Here is a 23,143-nt window from a genome sequence, read left to right as displayed (position 1 = left end):
ACAGCCTTAAGGGCGTGGGAGGTGCCCCCTCCGCGTCGACTCCGTCCTCCGCCTTGCCGTCGAAGCCGCACGACGCCGCTCGCTGATCCACTCCCCACGGGGGAGGCCGTGAGCCGACGGACCGAGCGGGCCGGCCCAGATGCGCTGTCGCTCCCACGACGCGTGTTCCGGCCGTCGAGCGGCCGCAGGACGCTCCCTTTCGAGTGACTTCGCCGCCCCGGCGCCCACGGAGCCCGTTCCGCGTGTCCGAGGCTTGCATCCGGCTGGACCCGCTCCGGCCGGGAGCCGCAGAACCGCCGGGAGTCCGCCGTGCACATCCTGCTCGTCGCGAGTGCGTTCAACAGCCTCACTCAGCGCGTCCACGCCGAGCTGCGGGACCGCGGCCACAGCGTGGCGGTCGAACTCGCGCTCTCCGACGGCCATCTGCGGGACGCGGTCCGACGGTTCGCACCCGAACTGATGGTGGCTCCGATGCTCAGGACGGCCATCCCGCGGGACGTGTGGTCGGTGCACACGTGCCTCATCGTCCACCCGGGACCTGTCGGCGACCGCGGCCCGTCCTCACTCGACTGGGCGATCCATGAAGGCGTCACCCGCTGGGGTGTGACGGTTCTGCAGGCCGACGAGGAGATGGACGCCGGAGACGTCTGGGCGTCGGTCGGGTTCTCCGTACCACCGGTCGGCAAGAGCGACCTGTACCGCAACGAGGTCTCCGACGCGGCGCTCACGGCCGTGCTGCTCGCCGTCGACCGGTTCGCCTCGGGGACGTACAGACCCCGGCCCCAGGACGGCACACGGGCCACGGGCGGCACCCGGCCGTACTTCCGCCAGGAACTCCGGCAGATCGACTGGCGGTCCGACTCCACGGATACCGTGCTGCGCAAGCTGCGCGCAGCCGACTCGCGCCCCGGTGTACTGGACGAACTGCTCGGCGGCGAGTGGTTCCTGCACGGGGGACACCCCGAGGACCAGCTGCGCGGCCGCCCCGGAGAGCTGCTCGCCACGAGGGCCGGCGCGGTCTGCCGGGCGACGCCCGACGGCGCTGTATGGATCCCGGAGCTGCGGGCCAGGCGGCGGCCGGGAGAGCCCGCCCCGCTCAAACTCCCCGCCGTCCTGGCGCTCGGCGACCGATTGCCTCCGCTTCCCGAGGACCCGGTCCCGCCGGACGCACCCGGGCGCCGCGGAACCTGGACCGACATCCGCTACGAGGAGACCGGCGCCGTCGGACATCTCACGTTCTCGTTCCCCGGCGGGGCGATGAGCACCACGCACTGCACGCGACTCCTGGACGCCTACCGGACCGCCTGCTCCCGGCCCACCTTGGTCCTGGTGCTGGGCGGCGGCCGGGACTTCTTCTCCAACGGCATCCACCTGGGCGTCATCGAGGCGGCGGCCGACCCGGCCGAGGAGTCCTGGGCCAACATCAACGCCATGAACGACCTGGTGCAGGCCGTGCTGACCACCACCGACCGGCTGGTGATCGCCGCCGTGGGCGGCAACGCCGCAGCCGGAGGAGCAATGCTCGCCCTGGCCGCCGACGAGGTCTGGTGCCGCAACGGATCGGTCCTGAACCCGCACTACCGGCTGATGGGACTGTCCGGCTCGGAGTACTGGACCCGCACTCTGCCGCACCGAGTAGGACCCGAGGTCGCCGAACGGCTCGTGCACGAAGCCCTGCCGCTCGGCGCCGAAGCCGCCGAACGGCTCGGCCTGGTGGACCGGACGCTCGCCTGCCCGCCCCAGGACTTCCCGGGCGAGGCCCTCCGACTGGCCGTCCGGCTGGCCTCGTCGACGGACGTACAGGCCCGGATCGCCCGGAAGAAGCCGGCGCTGGAGCGTCAGGAGGCGGTCAAGCCGCTGGCCGTCCACCGGCAGGAGGAACTGGCCGCGATGCGGTCCGTCTTCTTCGACCCGGACGCGCCCTACCACTCGCTTCGCCGCGCCTTCGTACGCAAGGAGCCCCCGGCCCGGACTCCGCACCACCTCGGCACCGGTGTTCCCGGCACGCGCACGGCGGATCCTTCCGCCGGCCGGGACCGCAATGTCACCGCAACGGCCGCGCTCGCCGTAGCACCCGGGTCGGCTGACTGTTAGCTGGACATGAACGCCGAAACGCGGGCATTCATCGCAGAGCTCTCCAAGGAGGCATCCCCATGGGTGCAGCAACAGCGAACACGGTCGGCGCCCAGGCAGAAGGTGCCGCCGACGAGGAGTCCCCGATCCACATCCTCTGGATCAATGCGGGGCTGAGCTGTGACGGCGACTCGGTGTCGCTGACCGCGGCGATGCAGCCCAGCATCGAGGAGATCGTGCTCGGTGTGCTGCCCGGGCTGCCCAAGATCCAGGTCCACTGGCCCCTGATCGACTTCGACAGCGGTCCGGTAGGCGGTGCGGACACCTTCATCGAATGGTTCTTCAAGGGCGAACGCGGCGAGATCGATCCCTTCGTGCTGGTCGTCGAGGGATCCATCCCCAACGAATCGATCAAGCAGGAGGGTTACTGGTGCGGCTTCGGCGACAACCCCGAGACCGGTCAGCCGATCACCACCAGTGAGTGGATCGACCGGCTGGCGCCCAAGGCCCTGGCGGTCGTCGCCATCGGCACCTGCGCCACCTACGGCGGCATCCACGCGATGGCCGGCAACCCGACCGGTGCCATGGGCGTACCCGACTACCTGGGCTGGGACTGGACCTCGAAGGCCGGCATCCCGATCGTCTGCGTGCCCGGCTGCCCGATCCAGCCGGACAACTTCTCGGAGACCCTCACCTACCTGCTCTACCAGGCGGTGGGATCCGCGCCGATGATTCCGCTGGACGACAAGCTGCGCCCGGCCTGGCTCTTCGGAGCCACCGTGCACGAGGGGTGCGACCGGGCCGGCTACTACGAGCAGGGCCAGTTCGCCACCACGTACGACTCGCCCAAATGCCTGGTCAAGCTTGGCTGCTGGGGTCCCGTCGTCAAGTGCAACGTACCCAAGCGCGGCTGGATGAACGGCATCGGCGGCTGCCCGAACGTCGGCGGCATCTGTATCGCTTGCACCATGCCCGGATTCCCCGACAAGTTCATGCCGTTCATGGACGAACCGCCCGGCGGCAAGGTCTCCAGCGCCGCCAGCGGAGCGTACGGGGCGGTGGTCCGCAGGCTCCGGTCGATCACGGCGAAGACCGTGGACAAGGAACCGAGGTGGCGTCACAAGGGCTCCAAGCTGACCACCGGATACCGATCGCCCCGGTGACGGGCGCGGCGTCCGCCGGGTGCCCCGCACCCCGCGATCGGTGAACGTCCCGATTCCACCCCGCTCCCTCCTCCATCAACTCCCACTCCCCAGAAGGGTCATGGCACACACAATGGCACCCACGACGAAGGCGGCCGGCGACGGCAGTGGCCTCGTCGAGATGGCCTGGGATCCGATCACCCGGATCGTAGGCAGTCTCGGCATCCACACGAAGATCGACTTCAAGCAGAAGCAGGTCGCGGAGTGCTACAGCACCTCGTCGGTCTTCCGTGGCTACAGCGTCTTCATGCGGGGCAAGGACCCCCGGGACGCGCACTTCATCACTAGCCGCATCTGCGGGATCTGCGGCGACAACCACGCCACATGTTCCGTGTACACGCAGAACATGGCCTACGGGGTGAAGCCGCCGAACCTCGGTGAGTACATCATCAACCTGGGCGAGTCGGCGGAGTACATGTTCGACCACAACATCTTCCAGGAGAACCTGGTCGGGGTCGACTACTGCGAGAAGATGGTCCGCGAGACCAACCCCGGAGTCCTGGAGCTCGCCGAGCGCACCGAGGCGCCGCACGCCGGGGAGCACGGCTACCGCACGATCGCCGACATCATGCGCTCCCTCAATCCCATCGAGGGAGAGTTCTACCGCGAGGCTCTTCAAGTGAGCCGCTACACGCGGGAGATGTTCTGCCTGATGGAAGGGCGCCATGTGCACCCCTCCACGCTCTACCCGGGCGGCGTCGGAACGGTCGCGTCCGTCCAGCTCTTCACGGACTACCTCAGCCGTCTCATGCGGTACGTGGAGTTCATGAAGCGGGTCGTTCCCCTGCACGACGACCTGTTCGACTTCTTCTACGAGGCGCTGCCCGGGTACGAGGAGGTCGGCCGCCGACGGGTGCTGCTCGGCTGCTGGGGGGCGCTCAACGACCCCGAGCACTGCGACTTCACGTACGCCAACATGACCGACTGGGGACGGAAGATGTTCGTCACCCCCGGCGTGATCGTGGACGGCAAACTGGTCACCAACGACCTCACCGAGATCAACCTCGGCATCCGGATCCTGCTCGGCAGTTCGTACTACGACGACTGGGAGGGCAAGGAACAGTTCGTCACCCACGACCCGCTGGGCAACCCGGTGGACCCCCGCCACCCGTGGAACCAGCACACGATCCCCGCCCCGCAGAAGCGGAACTTCGACGACAAGTACAGCTGGGTGATGTCGCCCCGCTGGTTCGACGGCAAGGACCACCTGCCACTGGACACCGGTGGCGGCCCCATCGCCCGCCTCTGGTCCACCGCGCTGTCCGGGCTCGTCGACGTCGGCTATGTGAAGGCGACCGGCCACAGCGTCGTCATCAACCTGCCGCGCACGATGACCAAGCCCGAGACCACCTTCGAGTGGAAGATCCCGAAGTGGAGCAACGCGCTGGAACGCAACCGCGCCCGCACCTACTTCCAGGCGTACGCCGCCGCGATCGCGCTGCACTGTGCCGAGAAGGGGCTCGAGGAGGTCCGCGCCGGACGCACCCAGACCTGGGAGAAGTTCGAGGTGCCGGACGAGAGCATCGGCGTCGGCTTCACGGAGGCCGTACGCGGCGTGCTCTCCCACCACATGGTGATCAGGGACGGCAAGATCGCCAATTACCACCCCTACCCGCCCACCCCGTGGAACGCCAGCACGCGGGACTCGTTCGGCACCCCCGGCCCCTACGAGGACGCGGTGCAGAACACACCGATCTTCGAGGAGAACACCCCGGAGAACTTCAAGGGCATCGACATCATGCGGACCATCCGCAGCTTCGACCCCTGCCTGCCGTGCGGCGTCCACATGTACGTGGGCGGCGGCAAGACCGTCAAGCAGATGCATGTGCCCACCGGGCTGAGCGGACTGGCCGGATGAGCGCCGCCGCGACGGCCGTCGCACCGCCAAGGACCCTCGACGCCGTGGAGGCCGGGCAGCGGGTCGAGGACCTGCTCGACCGCCTGAGCACCACCGGCGATCAGGAAATGTGCGCCGCAGCAGAGGAGTTGGTGCGGGTCCTGATGGACTTCTACGGCGCCGGCCTGGCCCGGATCGTCGGCCGCCTCGGCACCCCCGCGGACCGCGGAACCGACGACGGACCGCTCGCCACGCTGCTCGACGACGAACTCGTGTCAAGCCTGCTGGCCCTGCACGATCTGCACCCGGAGGACATCGGCACGCGTATCGCGCGCGCCCTGGACTCCGTACGCGACCCCGTCGAGGTCGTCGGCTTCGACGAGGAGACCGGCATCCTGCGGCTGCGCCCCGCGGCCGGGGCCGGTGACGGCGGTGGCTGTGGCTGCCCGAGCACGGGCGCGGCGACACAGCGCAGCGTCGAGGACGCGCTGGCCTGCTTCGTACCGGAAGTGGAGCAGGTGGTGATGGAGTCGGTGACCGTCGACCGGGAGCCACCCCTGCTCCAGATCGCCACCCGCCCGCCGGTCGGAACTGCCGGTGCCGGCCCGACCGTTGCCGCGACGGCACCGTGAACGCCCCCCCGACCAGGGCCGAGCGTCGCCCGGCGCCCGTTGCCCGCGCCCGAGGCCTGCGCAGATTCGCCGCGCCGCCGGAACCCCGGCAGGAACGGTGCGAGCTGTGCGGCGTGCCCGTGACCGAGGGCGGCCATCGGCATCTCGTGGACACCGAGAAGCGTGCGCTGGCCTGTGCGTGCACCCCGTGCGCCCTGCTGTTCGAGCGGCCCGGCGCAGCCCACGGACGCTTCAGAACGGTCCCGGACCGCTATCTGTCCGATGCGGACCACCGTCTCGACGACGGTGCGTGGGAGCTGCTGCAGATTCCGGTCGGCGTCGCGTTCTTCTTCCGCAACGCGGCGCTGGACCGGCTGGTCGCGCTCTACCCGAGCCCGGCCGGAGCGACCGAGAGCGAACTCGACCCGGAGACCTGGCAGACCGTGCTCGGCGCCAGTCGCCTCGCCGCCCTCCTCGAACCCGACGTCGAGGCACTGCTGATGCGTCGCACGGAGGGCCGGGCCGAGTGCTACCTCGTACCGATCGACATCTGTTACGAGCTGGTGGGGCGTATGCGCCTGCTGTGGCAGGGCTTCGACGGCGGCGCCGAGGCGAGAGCCGCGCTCCAGGCGTTCTTCGCGCACGTCGAGGGACGTGCCCGGACCCAGGAGAAGGGGCGCCCGCGGTGACGGAATTCGCCTTCACCTGCACCGGAGTCCGCGCCGACCCGTACGCGGCGGGCCCCACGCTGGTCTTCCGGCTGCGCATCACCGCGTCCGCAGAAGCCCGGGTGCACGCCCTCGCGCTGCGCTGTCAGATCCGTATCGAACCGGCCCGGCGGGGCTACGAGCAGGGCGAGGCGGACGGACTGCACGACCTCTTCGGCGACCGCTCACGCTGGGGAAACACGCTCCAGCCGCTGCAGTTCGCCCAGGTCTCCCTCACGGTTCCGTCCTTCACCACGGAGACCGAGGTGGACCTCGTCGTGCCCTGCACCTACGACCTGGACATCGCCGCGACCCGGTACTTCGACGCGCTCCAGAACGGCGAGGTGCCGCTCCTCCTGCTCTTCTCCGGCACCGCCTTCACCGGGGACGGCGGCTTCCACGTCGAGCCGATTCCCTGGGACCGCGAGGCGCCCTTCCGGATGCCGGTGGCGGTGTGGAAGGACATGATCGAGCAGCACTTCCCGGACTGCGGCTGGATCCGGCTGCCGCGCGACACCATGAACGCGCTGCTCGCCTTCCGCTCGCGGCAGGCCCTGCCGTCCTGGGAGGCGACCGTCCAGGCCCTGATCGACCTGGCCGGTGCCGCGGGTACACCACCCGCGCGGTCCCCTCAGCGCCCGGTGCACCGGGCCGTACTGCCCCGTGTCACCGAGAGGACGGCGCTGTGACCTCATCCCTCCTGACGCCCGCACTGGAGTCCCGGTTCGCCACCGCACGGCAGGTGGCCGACGCCGTCCTCTTCGAGGGCTATGTGCTCTACCCGTACCGGGCCTCCGCGGCCAAGAACCGGCTCCGCTGGCAGTTCGGGGTGCTCGCGCCGCCCGGCTGGGGCGCCGACCGCGAGGAGCACGACTTCCAGCACACCGAGTGCCTGATGGAGCCGAAGCCCGGCGCGACGCTCGCCGTCGAAGCACGGTTTCTGCACGCCCAGCGGCGCACGGTGCAACAGGCCCGCGGCGACGGCACGTTCGAGGACGTGGCTGAACTCGACCTCGCCGACCGGGTGCTGGTCCCCTGGGACGAGGGCGCCGAGGAACGCGTCGAAGTGGTCGTGGACGTCGCCGAACTGGCCGGGGACGGTGTCGCCGTCCCCTTCACCAGGCCCGCCCGCGAGGAGACCGAACCCGTCCTGGACGCGGACGGGCGGACGGTGGGACGCCTGGTCCGTCGTTGCGAGGAGATCAGTGGTGTGGTGCGGCTGTCCGCCCGCGAACTCGACGGACCCTACCGGGTCGTGCGGCTCACCGCCGTGGTCGAGAACACCAGCCCCTGGACGCCCGACTCCGCCGAGGCCGACCGGGACGCCGCGCTCCCACGGTCGCTGGTCGCCGCCCACCTTCTGATGGGGATCAGCGCCGGCTCGTTCCTGTCGATGACGGACCCGCCCGAGTGGGCGAAGGGCGCGGTAGCGGCCTGCCGCAACCTGCACACCTGGCCGGTGCTCGCCGGGGAACCCGGGCGCGCGGACCTGATGCTGTCGTCCCCGATCATCCTGGAGGACCATCCAGCCATCGCCCCCGAGAGCCCCGGAGCGCTGTACGACGCCACCGAGATCGACGAGATCCTCGCCCTGCGCACGGCGGCCCTGACCGACCAGGAGAAGCGCGAGGCCCGTGGCACCGACGCCCGGGCGGCAGCGGTCGTCGACCTGGCCGAATCGATGCCCCCCGAGGTCCTGGAGCGGCTGCACGGAGCGGTGCGGTCCCTGCGCGAGATCACCGGACCCGACCCGTCTCCGCCTGCCGCCCGGGACCCCCTCCCGGACGGCGCCGACCTCATCGACGCCCGCGGCGTGCTCCGCCCCGACACCCCGTGGTGGGATCCCGCGAGCGACGACACGGCCGACCCGGCCCGGGACCGGATCCTGGTGGACGGTCGGTCCGTGGGTGTGGGCAGCCGCGTCGTTCTGCGACCGGGACTGCGGCGCACCGATGCCCAGGACCTGTTCCTCAAGGGCCGCAGCGCACAGGTCGAAGCAGTGCTCCACGACGTCGACGGCGGAGTGCACCTCGCGGTCACCGTCGAAGGCGACCCGGGCGCGGACATCCGCCGTGAGCAGGGGCGCTTCCTGTACTTCCAGCCGGACGAGATCGCCCCCCTGGAGGATGCGTGAACGCCCCCGTGCAAGAACGTCCGAGAACCCTGGTCGCCGGGATCGGGAACATCTTCCTCGGCGACGACGGCTTCGGCGTCGAGGCGGTGCGGGCACTGTCCTCGCACCGTCTCCCGGACCACCTCGAGGTGGTCGACATCGGCGTACGGGGCGTCCACCTCGCCTACCAGCTCCTCGACGGATACGACACGCTCGTCCTGATCGACGCCACCGAGCGCGGCGGCGCCCCCGGAACCCTGTACCTGATCGAGGTCGACGAACCCGGCGCCGTCGAGCCGCAGAACGCACTGCTCGACGGCCACCGAATGTCCCCCGACGCCGTCCTGGCACTGCTCGGCACTCTGTGCGCGGGCACCGGAGCCATACCGCCGAGGCGCACGCTTGTGATCGGTTGCGAACCCGACAACGTCGACGAAGGGATCGGGCTGAGCGCCCCCGTGGCCGCAGCAGTGCCACAGGCCGTACGGATGGTCCTGGACCTCGTCCAGGAAGAAGACCACGAGGCCGCCGCCCAGCGGACGGCGGCCGGTCCCGTCATGAACTGAGCAGAAGGAACCCACCCCATGAAGAAGACCCTCATCTGCGGCCTGGCCGCCGCCGCTCTCGTCGCCGTCGCCGCGCAGGTCCTGCCCGACGTCAAGCGCTATCTGCGGATGCGCTGCATGTGACGGCGCCCGCTGCCCGGTCCCGGCCCCTCGCTGCACCGAATGGTGTATGTGCCGTACGGGTACCGGCGAGCCGGTCCGCCGGCCCCCGTCACCCGCCGCTGTAATGACGCACGGCAGGACGGAGACGCAATGCATGAGATGTCGATCGCCATGGCCGTCGTCGACCAGGTGGAGGAGGCGGCTCGGGCAGGCGGAGCCGCCTCGGTCGGGTCCGTCCGGCTTCAGGTCGGCGAACTGGCCGGAGTCGTTCCCGACGCCCTGTCCTTCTGTTTCGGACTCGCCTGCGCCGGGACCGTTCTGGAAGGCGCCGAACTCGTCGTCGAACCCGTGGCGGCGCGCGCGCGGTGCGAGCCTTGCGCGGACGAGTGGGCGGTCGGCATGCCACCCCGGCTGTGCTGTCCGGCCTGCGGCGAGCCGACCGCCGAACTCCTGTCGGGGCGCGAGCTGCAGATCGTCAGCGTGCACTGGCAGGACGGACCCGAACACGAACACGCCCGCGAACCGATCTCCCAGGAGCGCTGAACGATGTGCCGTGAAGTCGACCTGCAGCAGGCGGTACTCGCCAAGAACGAGGCGACGGCGCACAGCCTGCGAGCCGCGCTCACGGCGCGCGGCACCACCGTCGTCAACCTGCTCTCCAGCCCCGGCAGCGGCAAGACCGAACTGCTGGAACGCGAACTCGTCCGGGCCCGGGAGCGGGAAGTGCCGGTCGCCGCGCTCACCGCCGACCTCGCCACCGAGAACGACGCGGTCCGGCTGGCGCGGTCCGGCGCCCCGGTCAAGCAGGTGCTGACCGACGGACTCTGCCATCTGGAGGCCGGGATGCTGGGCCGTCACATCGACGACTGGCTGCCCGACGGGACCCGGATCCTCTTCGTCGAGAACGTCGGCAACCTGGTCTGCCCCGCTTCGTACGACCTCGGGGAGACGCTCAGGGTCGTCCTCGCCTCCGTGACAGAGGGAGAGGACAAGCCGCTGAAGTACCCCACGGCGTTCGGACTGGCCCAGCTCGTCGTGGTCACCAAGACCGACATCGCGCAGGCCGTCGGATTCGACGAGGCCGCATTCCGTGCCCATGTCCAGCAGGTCAACCCCGGTGTGGACGTGGTGCTCACCGCCGCCCGCCGCGGTGAGGGGGTGGGCACGCTGCTCGACCGGGCTCTGGCCGCCGGGGAAGGCGCCCCGGTCCACACACCGGTGATGGCCCGGCAGCACCCGTCCCACCAGCACACGCACCCCCACCAGGACGACCGCACGCACGGAGGCCAGCACACCCACACCCACACGCATACCGGCGTGCATACGCACACGCATCCGGACCTCGGAACCCACGATCACCCGCACACCGGCCCGCACGCCCACGCGCACCCCGACGAGCCGCTCGTCGTGACGACAGCACCCGCCTCCGCGGCGCAGCAGCGCCCGTGACGACCCCACAGCCCGGGACCGCCGTCGCCGGAGCCGTGCAACGGAGGCGGGTCGTGGTCCGCGGCGTCGTGCAGGGCGTGGGCTTCCGGCCCTACCTGTACGCCCGCGCCACCGGGCTCGGGCTGGCCGGACACGTCACCAACACCACCGAGGGCGTCGTCGCCGAGGTCGAGGGCGCTCCCGCCGCCGTGGCCCTGTTCTGCGACCGGATCGCGGCGGACGCGCCGCCGCTCGCCCTGGTGGACTCCGTCGACCACAGGGAAGTCCCCGCTGCCGGCGGATCCCGCTTCAGCATCGAGGACTCCAGGACCGGCGGACCGGCCCGCACACTGGTCTCCCCGGACGTGGCCACCTGTGCCGACTGCCTCACCGAACTGGCCGATCCGGCCGACCGGCGCCACCGCCACCCCTTCATCACCTGTACGCACTGTGGGCCCCGCTTCACCATCGTCACCGGAGTGCCGTACGACCGCGCACACACGACCATGGCCCGCTTCCCGATGTGCGCCGACTGCGCCCGCGAGTACGCCGACCCCGCCGACCGGCGCTTCCACGCACAGCCGGTCGCCTGCCCCGACTGCGGCCCCCGGCTGCGACTGCTCGTCGGGCAGTCGGGCCGCGCACTGCCGGCACAGCCTGCAACCGGACGGGACCCGGTCGCGGAGGCCCGTCGGCTGCTGTCCGACGGCGCTGTCCTCGCGATCAAGGGACTCGGCGGCTACCACCTCGCGTGCGATGCCGAGAACTCCGCCGCGGTGTCCTTGCTGCGCCGCCGCAAGGCCCGCGGCGACAAGCCGTTCGCCATGATGGCCCGCGGCATCGACGACATCGCGCATCTCGTGCAGCTGGGCGGCGAGGAGCGGGCCCTGCTCGTCGGCGCTGTCCGGCCCGTCGTCCTGCTGCGACGCCGAACCGACGCCCGCCCGGGCCCCGGCACCCCGTGGCCGTCCGACGCGGTCGCCCCGGGCAGCCCCGACCTCGGGATCATGCTCCCGTACACCCCGCTGCACCACCTCCTGCTGGGCCTGCCCGGTGACCCGCCGGGACCGCGCCTTCTGGTCATGACCAGCGGCAACGTGGCGGGTGAACCGATCGTCACGGATGACGACGAGGCGCTGGAGCGACTGGCGCACCTCGCCGACGCCTGGCTCACGCACGACCGCCCGATCCATGTGCCGTGCGACGACTCCGTCGTGCGCGTCTGCGACGGGGAGCGGCTGATCGTACGGCGCTCACGCGGCTACGCCCCGCTGCCGCTCGCCCTGCCGCATCCGGTACCGGCGACCCTCGCCACCGGCGGCGACCTGAAGAACACCTTCTGCCTCGCCGAGGAACACCGGGCGTGGCTGTCCGCCCATGTCGGCGACATGGACGACCTCGCCACCCAGCACGCCTTCGAACGCGCCGAACAGCACGTGGAGACCATCACCGGAGTGCGCCCCGGCATCCTGGCCACCGACCGGCATCCCCGCTATCGCACCGGCCAGTGGGCCCTGCGCCGGGCCGACGGCCGGCCGGTCGTCCGCGTACAGCACCACCACGCGCATATCGCGGCCGCGATGGCCGAGCACGGAAGGGACGGCAGCCGCCGAGTGATCGGCGTCGCGTTCGACGGCACCGGTTACGGGGACGACGGTGCGGTGTGGGGCGGCGAGATCATGCTGGCCGACTACGAGACGTACCACCGCTTCGCGCACCTCGCGTACGTTCCGCTGCCCGGCGGCGACGCCGCCGTGCACCGGCCCTATCGAATGGCGCTCGCTCATCTTTACGCGGCAGGCATCGGCGCGGCGGAGGATCTGCCCTGCACGGCAGCCTGCCCGCCGGACGAACGACGCGTGGTGCTGCGGCAGCTGGAGCGAAACCTCAACTGCGTCCCCACCTCCAGCATGGGCCGGCTGTTCGACGCCGTCTCCTCGCTGGTGGGCGTCTGCCACCGGGCCGGGTACGAAGCCCAGGCCGCCGTCGAACTGGAGGCCGCCGCGGTCGGCGCCGCCGCGGACCTCGGACCCGGTTACGGTTTCGCGCTGCGCCCGGCGGGCACGGCCGACGGGCAGCGGTTGATCATGGACCCGTCGCCGGTGCTGGCAGCCGTCGTCGACGACGTGCGCGCCGGCGCGGCGCCGACGCTTGTCGCCGCGCGCTTCCACGCGGCCGTCGCGGACCTCGTGCTCCAGGTGTGCACCTCGGCCCGCGAACAGCACGGCCTGCACGAAGTCGCCCTGACCGGCGGCGTGTTCGCCAACACCCTTCTCTCCTCCCTGTGCGCCAGGACGCTGAGCGAGAACGACTTCACCGTCCTGCGCCACCGGGAGGTCCCCCCGAACGACGGCGGACTGGCGCTCGGCCAGCTCATGGTGGCCGCCCGCACCGGAGCGGCGCACACGAGCGCCGCCGACTGACGTCCTGCCCGGCGGAGCCGGGCAACGCCCCCACAGCAAGGAGCAGCCATGTGCCTGGCGGTACCCGGCAGAGTGATGGACATCGAGGAACGCGACGGTACCCGGATGGCCACCGTCGACTTCGGTGGCGTGGTCAAGGAAGTGTGTCTGGAATATTTGCCGGACCTCCAGGTCGGTGAATACGCCATCGTCCATGTGGGGTTCGCCCTGCAGCGACTCGACGAGGAATCGGCGCGGAAGACGCTCGACCTCTTCACTGAACTCGGTCTGCTCCAGGAGGAGTTCGGGGATCCGTGGGAACTGGCGGCAGAGGCCGGCAGAACGTTCCCGACCGGTGGCGCCGAGGCGCCGCAGGAGGTTCAGCAGTGAAGTACATCGAAGAGTTCCAGAACCCGGACCTGGCGCGCCGACTGCTGGACGACATCCACTCCATCGTGACCCGTCCGTGGGCGCTGATGGAGGTCTGTGGCGGACAGACGCACACCATCATCCGGCACGGCATCGACCAACTCCTGCCGGACCAGGTCGAACTGATCCATGGTCCGGGCTGCCCCGTCTGCGTCACACCGCTGGAGGTCATCGACAAGGCGCTGGAGATCGCCTCCCGCCCCGAGGTGATCTTCTGCTCGTTCGGGGACATGCTCCGGGTCCCCGGAACCGGCCGTGACCTGTTCCGGGTTCGCAGCGAGGGCGGTGACGTGCGGATCGTGTACTCGCCGCTCGACGCCCTGAAGGTCGCCCAGCAGAACCCTGATCGTGAGGTGGTCTTCTTCGGGATCGGATTCGAGACCACCGCACCGCCCAATGCCATGACGGTGTATCAGGCGCGCAGGCTCGGCATCCCGAACTTCAGCCTGCTGGTGTCCCATGTGCGGGTCCCCCCGGCCATCGAGGCGATCATGCAGTCGCCGAGCTGCCGGGTGCAGGGGTTCCTTGCCGCCGGCCATGTGTGCAGTGTGATGGGCATGGGGGAGTACCCGGAGCTGGCCGAACGGTTCCAGGTCCCCATTGTGGTCACCGGTTTCGAGCCGCTGGACATCCTCGAAGGCGTACGGCGGACCGTCTTGCAGCTGGAGCGCGGTCAGCACACCGTGGAAAACGCGTACCCGCGCGCTGTGCACCCCGACGGGAACCCCGCGGCGCTCACCATGCTGGACGACGTCTTCGAAGTCACCGACCGAGCCTGGCGCGGCATCGGCACCATCCCCGACAGCGGCTGGCGGCTCTCCACCCGCTACCGGGACTACGACGCCGAGTACCGCTTCTCCGTCACCGGCATCGACACCAAGGAGCCCGCCGAATGCCGCAGCGGTGAGGTTCTGCAAGGACTGCTGAAGCCCCACGAGTGCGAGGCGTTCGGCACCACCTGCACCCCGCGCAACCCGCTCGGGGCCACCATGGTCTCCAGCGAGGGCGCCTGCGCCGCGTACTACCTCTACCGGCGCCTGGACATCAGGACCGCCCCCAGGGAGACGAGCCCCGTTGCCTGAGACCACCGAAGCACTGAACACCGCCGTCACCGCGACCGCGGGCGTCCCCGGCGAAGCGCCCGTACTCGACCTCACGGTATGGACCTGCCCCGCACCGCTGCGTGACCAGCCGCGGGTGGTGATGGGCCACGGCGGCGGCGGCGCACTCTCGGCCGAACTGGTCCAGCACGTCTTCGCGCCCGCCTACGGGGGCGACGTGCTCGCGCAACTGGCCGACTCCGCCGTGGTGTCGCTGGGCGGCGCCCGGCTGGCCTTCTCCACGGACTCGTACGTCGTGCGGCCACTGTTCTTCCCCGGCGGCAGCATCGGCGACCTCGCGGTCAACGGCACCGTCAACGACCTGGCCATGAGCGGTGCCAGGGCCGCCTACCTCTCCTGCGGTTTCATTCTGGAGGAGGGCGTCGAGCTTTCGGTCGTCGCACGCGTGGCCGACGCGCTGGGGGCAGCGGCGCGCACGGCGGGCGTCGAGGTGGCGACCGGCGACACCAAGGTCGTGGACGCCGGTCACGGCGACGGCATCTTCATCAACACCGCCGGGATCGGCCTCGTCCCGGCCGGCGTCGATCTGTGTCCCCAGCGAGTGGTCCCGGGCGACGTCGTGATCGCGAGCGGTGCGATCGGCGTGCACGGCGTGGCGATCATGAGTGTGCGCGAGGGCCTCGAGTTCGGGGTGGAGATCGAGAGCGACTGCGCGGCGCTGGGCGGGCTGGTGGAGACCATGCTCGCGGTCACCCCCGACCTCCACGTCCTGCGCGATCCCACACGTGGCGGACTGGCCGCGGCGCTCAATGAGATCGCGGTGGCCTCAGGCACCGGTGTCGTCATTCAGGAGCGCAACGTTCCGGTCCCGCCGGCCGTGGCCAACGCCTGCGCCGTCCTGGGCCTGGACCCGATGTACGTGGCCAACGAGGGCAAACTTGTCGCGTTCGTCCCCCGTGAGCACGCCGAAGCCGTTCTGGAGGCGATGCGGGCGCATCCGCTGGGAGCGGAGGCGACCGTGATCGGCGAGGCCGTGGAGGCGCATCCCGGCATGGTCGTGGCCCGCACCGGGCTTGGCGGGACGCGCGTGGTCGACCTGCCGATCGGGGAGCAGCTGCCCCGGATCTGCTGATCCGACGGTCCTGCGGACCGCTCGTGCGGATGCGGGAGCGGCGCTGTGTGGCGACCCTGGAGAGGTGGGGGTGACTCGCTGAGGAGGACCCATGTCCATGATGGACAAGATCAAGCACATGCTGAAGGGCCATGAGGACAAGGCGGAAAAGGGCATCGACAAGGCGGGCGACGCCATCGACACCAAGACGCAGGGAAAGTACACCGGCCAGGTCGACGCGGCCCAGGACAAGCTCAAGGACGAGCTCGGTTCCGAGCGGGGTGAGGACCGGCCGCCGCAGCCCTGACCACGCCGCCGTGCTCCTGCGGATCGCGCGGACGTCCGACGATCACACGGTCCCTTGTATTCCCTTGCCCGTTGCCGTTGAGCATGCGTACGAGTCGTGCGCGGGCACCGGCTCCAGGGCGACGACGCCGCGTCCGGCTCGCACGAGCCCGATGCGGCGTCGTCGCTACGCGCCCGGACGCCGAGTGAAGCCGGTGGCCGGGCGTTCCAACCGCTCGCCGTCCACGATGATGTCGACGGCTTCGTTGTAGAACGCGATGAGGTCCTTGACCGCACCCGCGGCCGGGACGGGGTCGGGGTAGCTCCACGCCACATCCGCCGGTGCGTCGCTGTCCGGGTCGGTCAGCGACCAGTACTCGGCCGTCCCCTTGTACGGGCATCCCGTACGCAGGTCGGTCGGGGTGAACAGGTCGAGGCGGACGTCCTCGCGGGGGATGTAATAGCGGACAGGCAGGCGCGTCTCGAAGAGAAGCACCGGGCTGCGGGTGTCCGCGACGAGCGTTCCGTCGATCTCGACCTGCACGTGCCGAGAGCTGCGGAGCGCGTCCACACGCGAGTACGGGTCGCGCGGATGGACAAAGATCTCTTCGTCCTCCTCGTACCAGTGATCGGGGCCCACGCCGACGCGTCCGAACCACTCGAAGGCGATGTGTCCGGCGAGCTCGGCGCCCGGAAAGGTCCATGCGGCGTTGGCCTCCGCGACGCCGTCCACGACGAGGTCGTAGAAGACCGTGGAGCCGGAGTGCGCGCCCACGTCGGGGTCGGCCGCCGGGCGGAGCAGATCGGTGCGGACGTCGCCCCGGGGGAAGGCGTAGAGCGGTACGGCATGGCCGGGTTCCCACACGAGGACCGGTCGGCGGCTGTCGACGACGACGGTCGTGCCCTTCTTCCCGCGTACTCGGCGCTCGCTCGGCTCCCAGGTGAGGGCGGCGTCCGGAACCGGGTGACGGCGCTCGACGGCAGGGGCGGGTGGAGTGGTCACGAAGTCCTCCTGCGCGAGGGTGCTGATCGAGGTGCCCGTCGGGGTCTCTGCGGCGGTCCACCGGTCACTGGGCGCGTGAGCCGGCGCCATGCGCCCGGCCGGTCCGGTTCACCGGCCGGGGGCCGGTGGCGGGCCGCCCTCGTCCACCCGCCGCCCAGTGGGTACGGGACTTGGCTGTCTCAGCGTACGTACGTCCGCATGCGGGCGCCTGCGGAGATACCGGCAGGGGACGCGGAGTGAGTCCTTCGGCGCGTCACGGAGAAGCCGGACCCCTGGCCGGGGAGACTTTCGGCATGACCAATGCGACGAAGGCAGTCCTTGAGGGCGGCCCCGAGGACCTTCCCGAGCGGATCGTTCCCCTCACCACACCCGTGCCGGACCTCAAGATCCCGTTCCGCGGCGGGTACGAGCACTTCAAGGCGACGACGCGTCACCAGGATACCGCCGAGGGCCAATTGCCCATCTACGAATGGTGGGAACGAACGGAAATCCCGGGGTAGGTGCCACGCCGGTACGGGCTTCCTGCCCGACGGATACGTACGCACTGTCCGCCCGACCGACCGACGCGTACGCATGTCCCGGCCGGCTCCCTGCTGGGCCTCCTCTCGCGGTCAGCCGCACCACCGGGCCCGATGCCGCGGCCGCGTCCTGACCGCGATCCCGGCCCCACGGGTCCGCGGATGCTCACTCCCTCGGCTCGTCCGGGCGAGCGCTGCCCCCCTGGTCCTCCGATGCTGGCGTGGCAGAGATGACCGCCGTCCAGGTGCCCCCGCCGAGCACGCGCGGACGACGCCGGACCGGGCCGCCGGAAGGGGCGGATCGTTGATGAGGCTTGTCGTCGATCTCAACACATGCCAGGGATACGCGCAGTGCACGTTTCTCGCGCCGGACGTCTTCGCCATGCACGGCGACGAGGCGCTCACGTACAACCCACGGGTCGACGAGGAACAGCGCGAGAGCGTGGCGCGCGCCGTCGCGGCGTGCCCCGTCCAGGCCATTCTGGTCGACGCACCGGACGCACCGGACGCACCGGACGCACCGGACGCACCGGACGCGCCGGGCGAGGAGGCGTCCCATGGCCGCTGACGACTTCCTGGAGAGGCTCAGGCGCGAGGGCCGGATTGTGATCGTGGGCGCCTCGCTGGCCGGCCTCCGGGCGTCCGAGACGCTCCGGGACCAGGCCCCGGCCCGGAGGCCGTTCCCGGTTGCGGCAGGCGCGTCATGTCCTGCCGTGCGGCGACGATGTCGGTGACGACCGCGTAGGGCAGCCAGGGCCCGGACGCGACCGGGGCGCCCGCCCGCTCCACCGCCGCGATCAGGTCGGCCGGGGCCGGGCGCGCGGTCGGGTCCTTGACCAGGCAGGACGCCAACAGCGGGCGCAGGGCGTCTGGGAGCCCGGAGACGTCCGGATCCGTGCCCGCCACCCGGAACGCCACCGCGATCGCAGGGCCCTCGCCGAACAGGTCCGCACCGAGCGCTGCGTAGGCGATCGTCATCGGTGAGATCCGCCATTCGTACGCTCGCGACCAGGTCCGGTCGCCGCTCTCGCTGCCGGCGGTCCTTCTCAGGGGTTCGAGAGCAGACTGGAAGAGGAAGGGCATGGTGTCGTACGGATCGGCTGGTCCGTCTGGTCGTCGTCCGTGCGTTGCAATGACGGCCTTGCCGCGGAGGGGGCTTCACGACCGGACCGGTCGGGGCGCGATTGGCATCCGGCGCCTCCGGTGTTGAGCATCGCCACAAGGAGAGGTACCCATGTCGACCTATTTGGTCAATCATCTGCGCATCCCCGGCGTGCCGCAGGAGGAGAACCTGGCCTATCTGGAGCAGGTCGGGGCCACCACGGCGCTTTACGGAGGCAAGTGGCTCGCGATTGACGGCGAGGTGCAGGTCCTCGAGGGCGCATGGCCGGGCTCGGTGGTGCTGATCGAGTTCCCCGACATGGAGACGGCGCAGGCGTGGTACAACTCGCCGGAGTATCAGAAGATCATTCACCTGCGCACGGATCGGACCATCAGTGATCTGGTCCTGGTCGACGGCGTGAGCTCGGACTTCACGGCTGTCGGCTACGCGCAGCAGCTCCGTGCGACGATTGCGGCCGCTGAGTGCGGCAGCTGATCCGGCCGGTGCCGTACTGAGTTGAGAGACGGGCGGGTCCACCCGCGGAACCCCGGCCTCGCGCCGATCTCGATGGTATCGGAAGCGGCGGCTTGTTCGCCGCCGTCGCCACCGTCTGAGGGGTTTGCTTGGAGGATGTTTCGCTTCACCGCTGTAGCGATCCGTGACGCACCGATGAGGTGAGCAGTGATCCCCGGTGAGGAGTAGGTGAAATGACGACCCTGCTGGAGTGCTTTCTCGCAATCTGCGGTAGGCGTGATCGCTGGAGCGGCCTCTGTATGCGAAATTCCAGGGTGACTCAAGCAGATGGAGAGGGTGAGATTTTCTCCGGAGCAGATCATCGGTGGCGGACCGGTGGGGGAGGTGCTTATTGGGGATTCGCTCGAGCTGCCTCTGCCGGCAGCCATGAAACCTGGGGCTACTTGGCTGAGCCGTATCTCTTCGCGTGGCCTGGCATCGTCTTTTCCGTTCCTCTGCCTCAAGGATCCGGGATTCCGGACGTACGGCACCTTGCCGGTTCGCCAGAGCGTTCCGGAAGAGTCCATCTGCCCGGTCCGCGGCGCGGACGGGAGGGCTGGCGTTAAGGGATGTCCCTTGCATCCCTGGCGGACCCACACGACGACAGTTACGGCACCTCGCCGCGTTGTCGGCACGCCCGAATACATCCAGTATCCGGACGCACCTTCGCCTTCTGATGCACCGCATCCGACTTTCTGTCCGTCGCCGCGGCCACCGAACGCCGCGCCTCCCGCACCCGACGACCCGGCCCCGCTCACCTGCAACGAGATCCGGCACCTGTTCACCACACTGATCGTGCCCCCGGCCCACGGCGCGTTCCACAGCCTCCGCTGGTCGCACCGGCGGCGCCGACACCAAGCCCGGGCCCGCAATTGCCACCACCGAAGGCAAGCGGCAGTCGCGGACGCCGTACGGCTGGTCGATCGGCTCCTGCTGCACCTCACCACCCCCGGCGCGGATGCGCTCGAGGGTGGCGTCGCAGTCGTCGGTCCTACAGATGACACCGCGCAGCAGGCCTTCGCCGGCAGTGCCGCCCGACTGTCCGGGAACGATCGATATCGAGTACCACGTGGGGTGAGTTCACCCAGATGAGAGAACTCGCCCAGGGTGTCCGCGAGGTCCTCGGTCAGGTGCCGACGTAGGCCGCGAGGTGCTCGCCGGTGAGGGTGGAGCGGTCGGCGACGAGGTCGGCGGGTGTGCCCTCGAAGACGATCCGGCCGCCGTCGTGGCCGGCGCCGGGGCCGAGGTCGATGATCCAGTCGGCGTGCGCCATGACCGCCTGGTGGTGCTCGATGACGATGACCGACTTGCCGGAGTCGACGAGCCGGTCGAGCAGGCTGAGCAAGTGCTCGACGTCGGCGAGGTGCAGGCCGGTGGTCGGCTCGTCGAGGACGTAGACACCGCCCTTCTCGGCCATGTGGGTGGCCAGCTTGAGCCGCTGCCGCTCGCCGCCGGACAGCGTAGTGAGCGGCTGGCCGAGGCTGAGGTAGCCGAGCCCGACGTCGGCGAGCCGGTTGAGGATGCGGTGCGCGGCCGGCGTGTGTGCCTCGCCGGCGCCGAAGAACTCCTCGGCCTCGGTCACCGACATGGCCAGCACCTCACTGATGTCGCGGCCGCCGAGGTGGTAGTCCAGCACCGATGCCTGGTACCGCTTCCCCTCGCACTCCTCGCAGGTGGTGGCGACGCCGGCCATCATCGCCAGGTCGGTGTAGATGACGCCGGCGCCGTTGCAGTTGGGGCAGGCGCCCTCGGAGTTGGCGCTGAACAGTGCCGGCTTCACGCCGTTGGCCTTCGCGAACGCCTTGCGGATCGGGTCGAGCAGTCCGGTGTACGTCGCCGGGTTGCTCCGTCGCGAGCCGCGGATCGCACTCTGGTCGACCGATACCACACCCGCGCCGGCGGGGATCGACCCGTGCACGAGTGAGCTTTTTCCGGAGCCGGCGACGCCGGTGACGACGGCGAGCACCCCGAGCGGGATGTCGACGTCGACATCCTGCAGGTTGTGCGCTGTCGCGCCGCGGATCTCCAGCGTGCCGGTGGGCGCCCGCACCGTGTCCTTGAGAGCGGCCCGGTCGTCGAGATGGCGGCCGGTGATGGTGCCGCCGGCCCGCAGCCCCTCGACGGTGCCCTCGAAGCAGACGCTGCCGCCCCCGGTACCGGCGCCGGGGCCGAGGTCGACAACGTGGTCGGCGATCGCGATCGTCTCCGGCTTGTGCTCCACTACGAGCACCGTGTTGCCCTTGTCCCGCAGCCGCAGCAGCAGGTTGTTCATCCGCTGGATGTCATGGGGGTGCAGGCCAATGGTGGGCTCGTCGAAGACGTAGGTGACGTCGGTCAGCGAGGAACCGAGGTGGCGGATCATCTTGACGCGCTGCGCCTCGCCCCCCGACAGCGTGCCCGACGGCCGGTCGAGCGAGAGGTAGCCGAGGCCGATCTCCACAAACGAGTCGAGAGTGTGCCGGAGCGCGGCGAGCAGCGGCGCCACCGACGGCTCGTCGATGCCGCTGACCCATTCGGCCAGGTCGCTGATCTGCATCGCGCAGGCATCGGCGATGCTGATCCGCTTGATCTTCGACGACCGGGCACCCTCGCTGAGCCGGGTGCCGTCGCACTCGGGGCAGGTGGTGAACGTGACGGCGCGCTCCACGAACGCCCGGATGTGCGGCTGCAGAGCCTCCTTGTCCTTGGACAGGAACGACTTCTGGATCTTGGGGATCAGCCCCTCGTAGGTGAGGTTCACGCCCTCGACCTTCACCTTGGTCGGCTCCCGGTAGAGGAAGTCCTGCATCTCCTTCTTGGTGTACTTGCAGATCGGCTTGTTCGGGTCGAGGAGGCCCGACTCGGCGTAGACCCGCACGGTCCAGAAGCTGTCCGACTTCCAGCCGGGGATGGTGAACGCGCCCTCGGCGATCGACTTGGAGTCGTCGTAGAGCTGGGTGAGGTCGATGTCGGAAACCGTGCCCCGGCCTTCGCAGCGCGTACACATGCCGCCGGTGCGGGTGAAGGTCGCCTTCACCGCCTTCTTGGCGCCGCGCTCGACGGTGATCGCACCGCTCGCCCGGACAGAGGGGACGTTGAAGGCGTACGCGCTGGGTGGGCCGATGTGCGGATTGCCGAGTCGGCTGAAGAGGATGCGCAGCATCGCGTTGGCGTCGGTGGCGGTGCCGACCGTGGAGCGGGGGTCGGCACCCATCCGCTGCTGGTCGACGACGATCGCGGTCGTCAGCCCTTCGAGTACGTCGACCTCGGGCCGCGCCAGCGTCGGCATGAAGCCCTGCACGAAGGCGCTGTATGTCTCGTTGATCAGCCGCTGCGACTCCGCGGCGATCGTGTCGAACACCAGAGAACTCTTGCCCGAGCCGGAGACGCCGGTGAACACTGTCAACCGGCGCTTCGGGATCTCGATGCTGACGTCCTTGAGGTTGTTCTCGCGCGCGCCGTGCACGCGGATCAGATCGTGACTGTCCGCACCGTGCAGCGCAGTCGCCCACGTGTCCGTCCTCTTGGCCATGCTTTTCGTGTCTCCATCTGTTGGGTGGCGGGGCCGCCTTCGCGGTCTCCGTCGGCGTCGCCTGGCTCGATCTGACCAGCTTCGAGGAGTACTCCTGGTTCTCCTTCGTTGGCGCGGTTGCGGCAATGGTGCGTTGTCTATCAGACCGGCGGCATCGGCCGGGGTCGCGCTCGGCGCAGGAACCAGGGCATCCACGCCGCTTCGGCCCGTGGCGCCTCTGGCCCTCGGCCACGCGGCGCGCCCGGCCGAGGCGTCAGACCAACCAGCGGCCGTCGCGCATCACCTCGCGTTCGGGTATCTCGTTCACCTCGCGCCCAAGGGTTGTGCTCGCATCCCTGGCGGAACAGCGCGCGGCGTCGGATGCGGTGCATCGCAAGGCGGAGGGCGTCCGCATACTGGGTGTATTCGGATGTTCCGACAACACGGCGAGGTGCCGTAGTTGTCGTCGCGCGCCCGTCAGGGATCACGGGACGGCCTAGGGCGTGTTTCGAAAGTAGCGCCGTCCGCCCGTAGGGCGGGCCTGGCGGCGTCTGGTGCGTGCGATCGCAAGGCGGAGGGTCGCCCCGATA

At 70.1% G+C, this 23,143-nt stretch carries 21 protein-coding genes and 1 pseudogene; 18 read left to right on the top strand and 4 right to left on the bottom strand.

The window, feature by feature from the left end:
• Window positions 1-309: 309 nt before the first annotated feature.
• The 15 genes from AB0915_RS30175 to AB0915_RS30105 all read left to right on the top strand — a co-directional run bounded on the left by AB0915_RS30175 (window position 310) and on the right by AB0915_RS30105 (window position 15,949).
• Window positions 310-2,094, top strand: coding sequence for an enoyl-CoA hydratase-related protein (locus AB0915_RS30175; RefSeq protein ID WP_366694099.1), 1,785 nt, complete (start codon window positions 310-312; stop codon window positions 2,092-2,094).
• A gap of 59 nt (window positions 2,095-2,153) precedes the next feature.
• Window positions 2,154-3,236 carry a hydrogenase expression protein HypE gene (locus tag AB0915_RS30170; protein ID WP_366694098.1) on the top strand — a complete coding sequence of 361 codons (1,083 nt, stop codon included), beginning with the start codon at window positions 2,154-2,156 and terminating at the stop codon, window positions 3,234-3,236.
• Between the two features lie 112 nt (window positions 3,237-3,348).
• Window positions 3,349-5,133, top strand: a complete 1,785-nt coding sequence (locus AB0915_RS30165) for a nickel-dependent hydrogenase large subunit (protein ID WP_366694101.1) — start codon at window positions 3,349-3,351, stop codon at window positions 5,131-5,133.
• Entirely contained in the window at window positions 5,130-5,744 is a 615-nt protein-coding gene (locus tag AB0915_RS30160; RefSeq protein ID WP_366694097.1) for a hypothetical protein, read from the top strand. The genes AB0915_RS30165 and AB0915_RS30160 overlap by 4 nt, the downstream gene beginning before the upstream one ends.
• Window positions 5,741-6,412 carry a DUF5947 family protein gene (locus tag AB0915_RS30155; protein ID WP_366694096.1) on the top strand — a complete coding sequence of 224 codons (672 nt, stop codon included), beginning with the start codon at window positions 5,741-5,743 and terminating at the stop codon, window positions 6,410-6,412. The genes AB0915_RS30160 and AB0915_RS30155 overlap by 4 nt, the downstream gene beginning before the upstream one ends.
• Entirely contained in the window at window positions 6,409-7,119 is a 711-nt protein-coding gene (locus tag AB0915_RS30150; protein ID WP_366694095.1) for a DUF6084 family protein, read from the top strand. The genes AB0915_RS30155 and AB0915_RS30150 overlap by 4 nt, the downstream gene beginning before the upstream one ends.
• Complete coding sequence (locus tag AB0915_RS30145) at window positions 7,116-8,564, top strand: hypothetical protein (protein WP_366694094.1); 1,449 nt, start codon at window positions 7,116-7,118, stop codon at window positions 8,562-8,564. Before AB0915_RS30150 ends, AB0915_RS30145 begins: the two co-directional genes overlap by 4 nt.
• Window positions 8,561-9,109: a hydrogenase maturation protease gene (locus tag AB0915_RS30140; RefSeq protein WP_366694093.1), complete on the top strand. Its 549-nt coding sequence runs from the start codon at window positions 8,561-8,563 to the stop codon at window positions 9,107-9,109. Before AB0915_RS30145 ends, AB0915_RS30140 begins: the two co-directional genes overlap by 4 nt.
• 252 nt (window positions 9,110-9,361) lie before the next feature.
• Entirely contained in the window at window positions 9,362-9,754 is a 393-nt protein-coding gene (hypA, locus tag AB0915_RS30135) for a hydrogenase maturation nickel metallochaperone HypA (protein ID WP_366694092.1), read from the top strand.
• A 3-nt stretch (window positions 9,755-9,757) separates the two neighbouring features.
• The gene (gene hypB / locus AB0915_RS30130; protein ID WP_366694091.1) at window positions 9,758-10,660 is read left to right on the top strand and encodes a hydrogenase nickel incorporation protein HypB; all 903 of its coding nucleotides are present in this window, start codon (window positions 9,758-9,760) and stop codon (window positions 10,658-10,660) included.
• Window positions 10,657-13,062 carry a carbamoyltransferase HypF gene (hypF, locus tag AB0915_RS30125; RefSeq protein ID WP_366694090.1) on the top strand — a complete coding sequence of 802 codons (2,406 nt, stop codon included), beginning with the start codon at window positions 10,657-10,659 and terminating at the stop codon, window positions 13,060-13,062. Before hypB ends, hypF begins: the two co-directional genes overlap by 4 nt.
• Window positions 13,063-13,110: 48 nt before the next feature.
• Window positions 13,111-13,431 carry a HypC/HybG/HupF family hydrogenase formation chaperone gene (locus AB0915_RS30120; protein WP_366694089.1) on the top strand — a complete coding sequence of 107 codons (321 nt, stop codon included), beginning with the start codon at window positions 13,111-13,113 and terminating at the stop codon, window positions 13,429-13,431.
• On the top strand, window positions 13,428-14,552 hold the full coding sequence (hypD, locus tag AB0915_RS30115) for a hydrogenase formation protein HypD (RefSeq protein ID WP_366694088.1): 1,125 nt from the start codon (window positions 13,428-13,430) through the stop codon (window positions 14,550-14,552). The genes AB0915_RS30120 and hypD overlap by 4 nt, the downstream gene beginning before the upstream one ends.
• A gap of 97 nt (window positions 14,553-14,649) precedes the next feature.
• Window positions 14,650-15,663, top strand: coding sequence for a hydrogenase expression/formation protein HypE (hypE, locus tag AB0915_RS30110; protein ID WP_366694100.1), 1,014 nt, complete (start codon window positions 14,650-14,652; stop codon window positions 15,661-15,663).
• A gap of 91 nt (window positions 15,664-15,754) precedes the next feature.
• Window positions 15,755-15,949 (top strand): antitoxin, encoded by a 195-nt coding sequence (locus AB0915_RS30105; protein WP_366694087.1) that lies wholly within the window; start codon window positions 15,755-15,757, stop codon window positions 15,947-15,949.
• Window positions 15,950-16,114: 165 nt separating this feature from the next.
• On the opposite strand, the gene AB0915_RS30100 is transcribed toward AB0915_RS30105, so the two are convergent.
• Entirely contained in the window at window positions 16,115-16,930 is an 816-nt protein-coding gene (locus AB0915_RS30100; protein WP_366694086.1) for a DUF427 domain-containing protein, read from the bottom strand.
• Between the two features lie 293 nt (window positions 16,931-17,223).
• On the opposite strand from AB0915_RS30100, the gene AB0915_RS30095 reads away from it, so the two are divergent.
• Both AB0915_RS30095 and AB0915_RS30090 read left to right on the top strand, forming a co-directional pair.
• Window positions 17,224-17,430 (top strand): DUF5988 family protein, encoded by a 207-nt coding sequence (locus AB0915_RS30095; RefSeq protein WP_366694085.1) that lies wholly within the window; start codon window positions 17,224-17,226, stop codon window positions 17,428-17,430.
• A gap of 325 nt (window positions 17,431-17,755) precedes the next feature.
• Window positions 17,756-18,016, top strand: a complete 261-nt coding sequence (locus AB0915_RS30090) for a ferredoxin (protein WP_366694084.1) — start codon at window positions 17,756-17,758, stop codon at window positions 18,014-18,016.
• Window positions 18,017-18,033: 17 nt separating this feature from the next.
• On the opposite strand, the gene AB0915_RS30085 is transcribed toward AB0915_RS30090, so the two are convergent.
• Window positions 18,034-18,426 (bottom strand): hypothetical protein, encoded by a 393-nt coding sequence (locus tag AB0915_RS30085; RefSeq protein WP_366694102.1) that lies wholly within the window; start codon window positions 18,424-18,426, stop codon window positions 18,034-18,036.
• A gap of 256 nt (window positions 18,427-18,682) precedes the next feature.
• Here AB0915_RS30085 and AB0915_RS30080 point away from each other — a divergent pair, with 256 nt between their 5' ends.
• The gene (locus AB0915_RS30080) at window positions 18,683-19,045 is read left to right on the top strand and encodes a DUF1330 domain-containing protein (protein WP_366694083.1); all 363 of its coding nucleotides are present in this window, start codon (window positions 18,683-18,685) and stop codon (window positions 19,043-19,045) included.
• Window positions 19,046-19,957: 912 nt separating this feature from the next.
• Here the strand turns inward: AB0915_RS30080 and AB0915_RS30075 are convergent.
• Both AB0915_RS30075 and AB0915_RS30070 read right to left on the bottom strand, forming a co-directional pair.
• Window positions 19,958-20,083 (bottom strand): annotated as a pseudogene (locus AB0915_RS30075) (VOC family protein); the annotation flags it as partial.
• A gap of 106 nt (window positions 20,084-20,189) precedes the next feature.
• Window positions 20,190-22,574, bottom strand: coding sequence for an excinuclease ABC subunit UvrA (locus tag AB0915_RS30070; protein WP_366694082.1), 2,385 nt, complete (start codon window positions 22,572-22,574; stop codon window positions 20,190-20,192).
• Window positions 22,575-23,143: the final 569 nt, after the last annotated feature.

It is taken from the genome of Streptomyces sp. NPDC048411 (assembly GCF_040704695.1).
Lineage (GTDB): Bacteria > Actinomycetota > Actinomycetes > Streptomycetales > Streptomycetaceae > Streptomyces.
The sequence above is the reverse complement of the archived record's forward strand: the minus strand, read 5'-3'. Positions and strand labels throughout refer to the sequence as shown.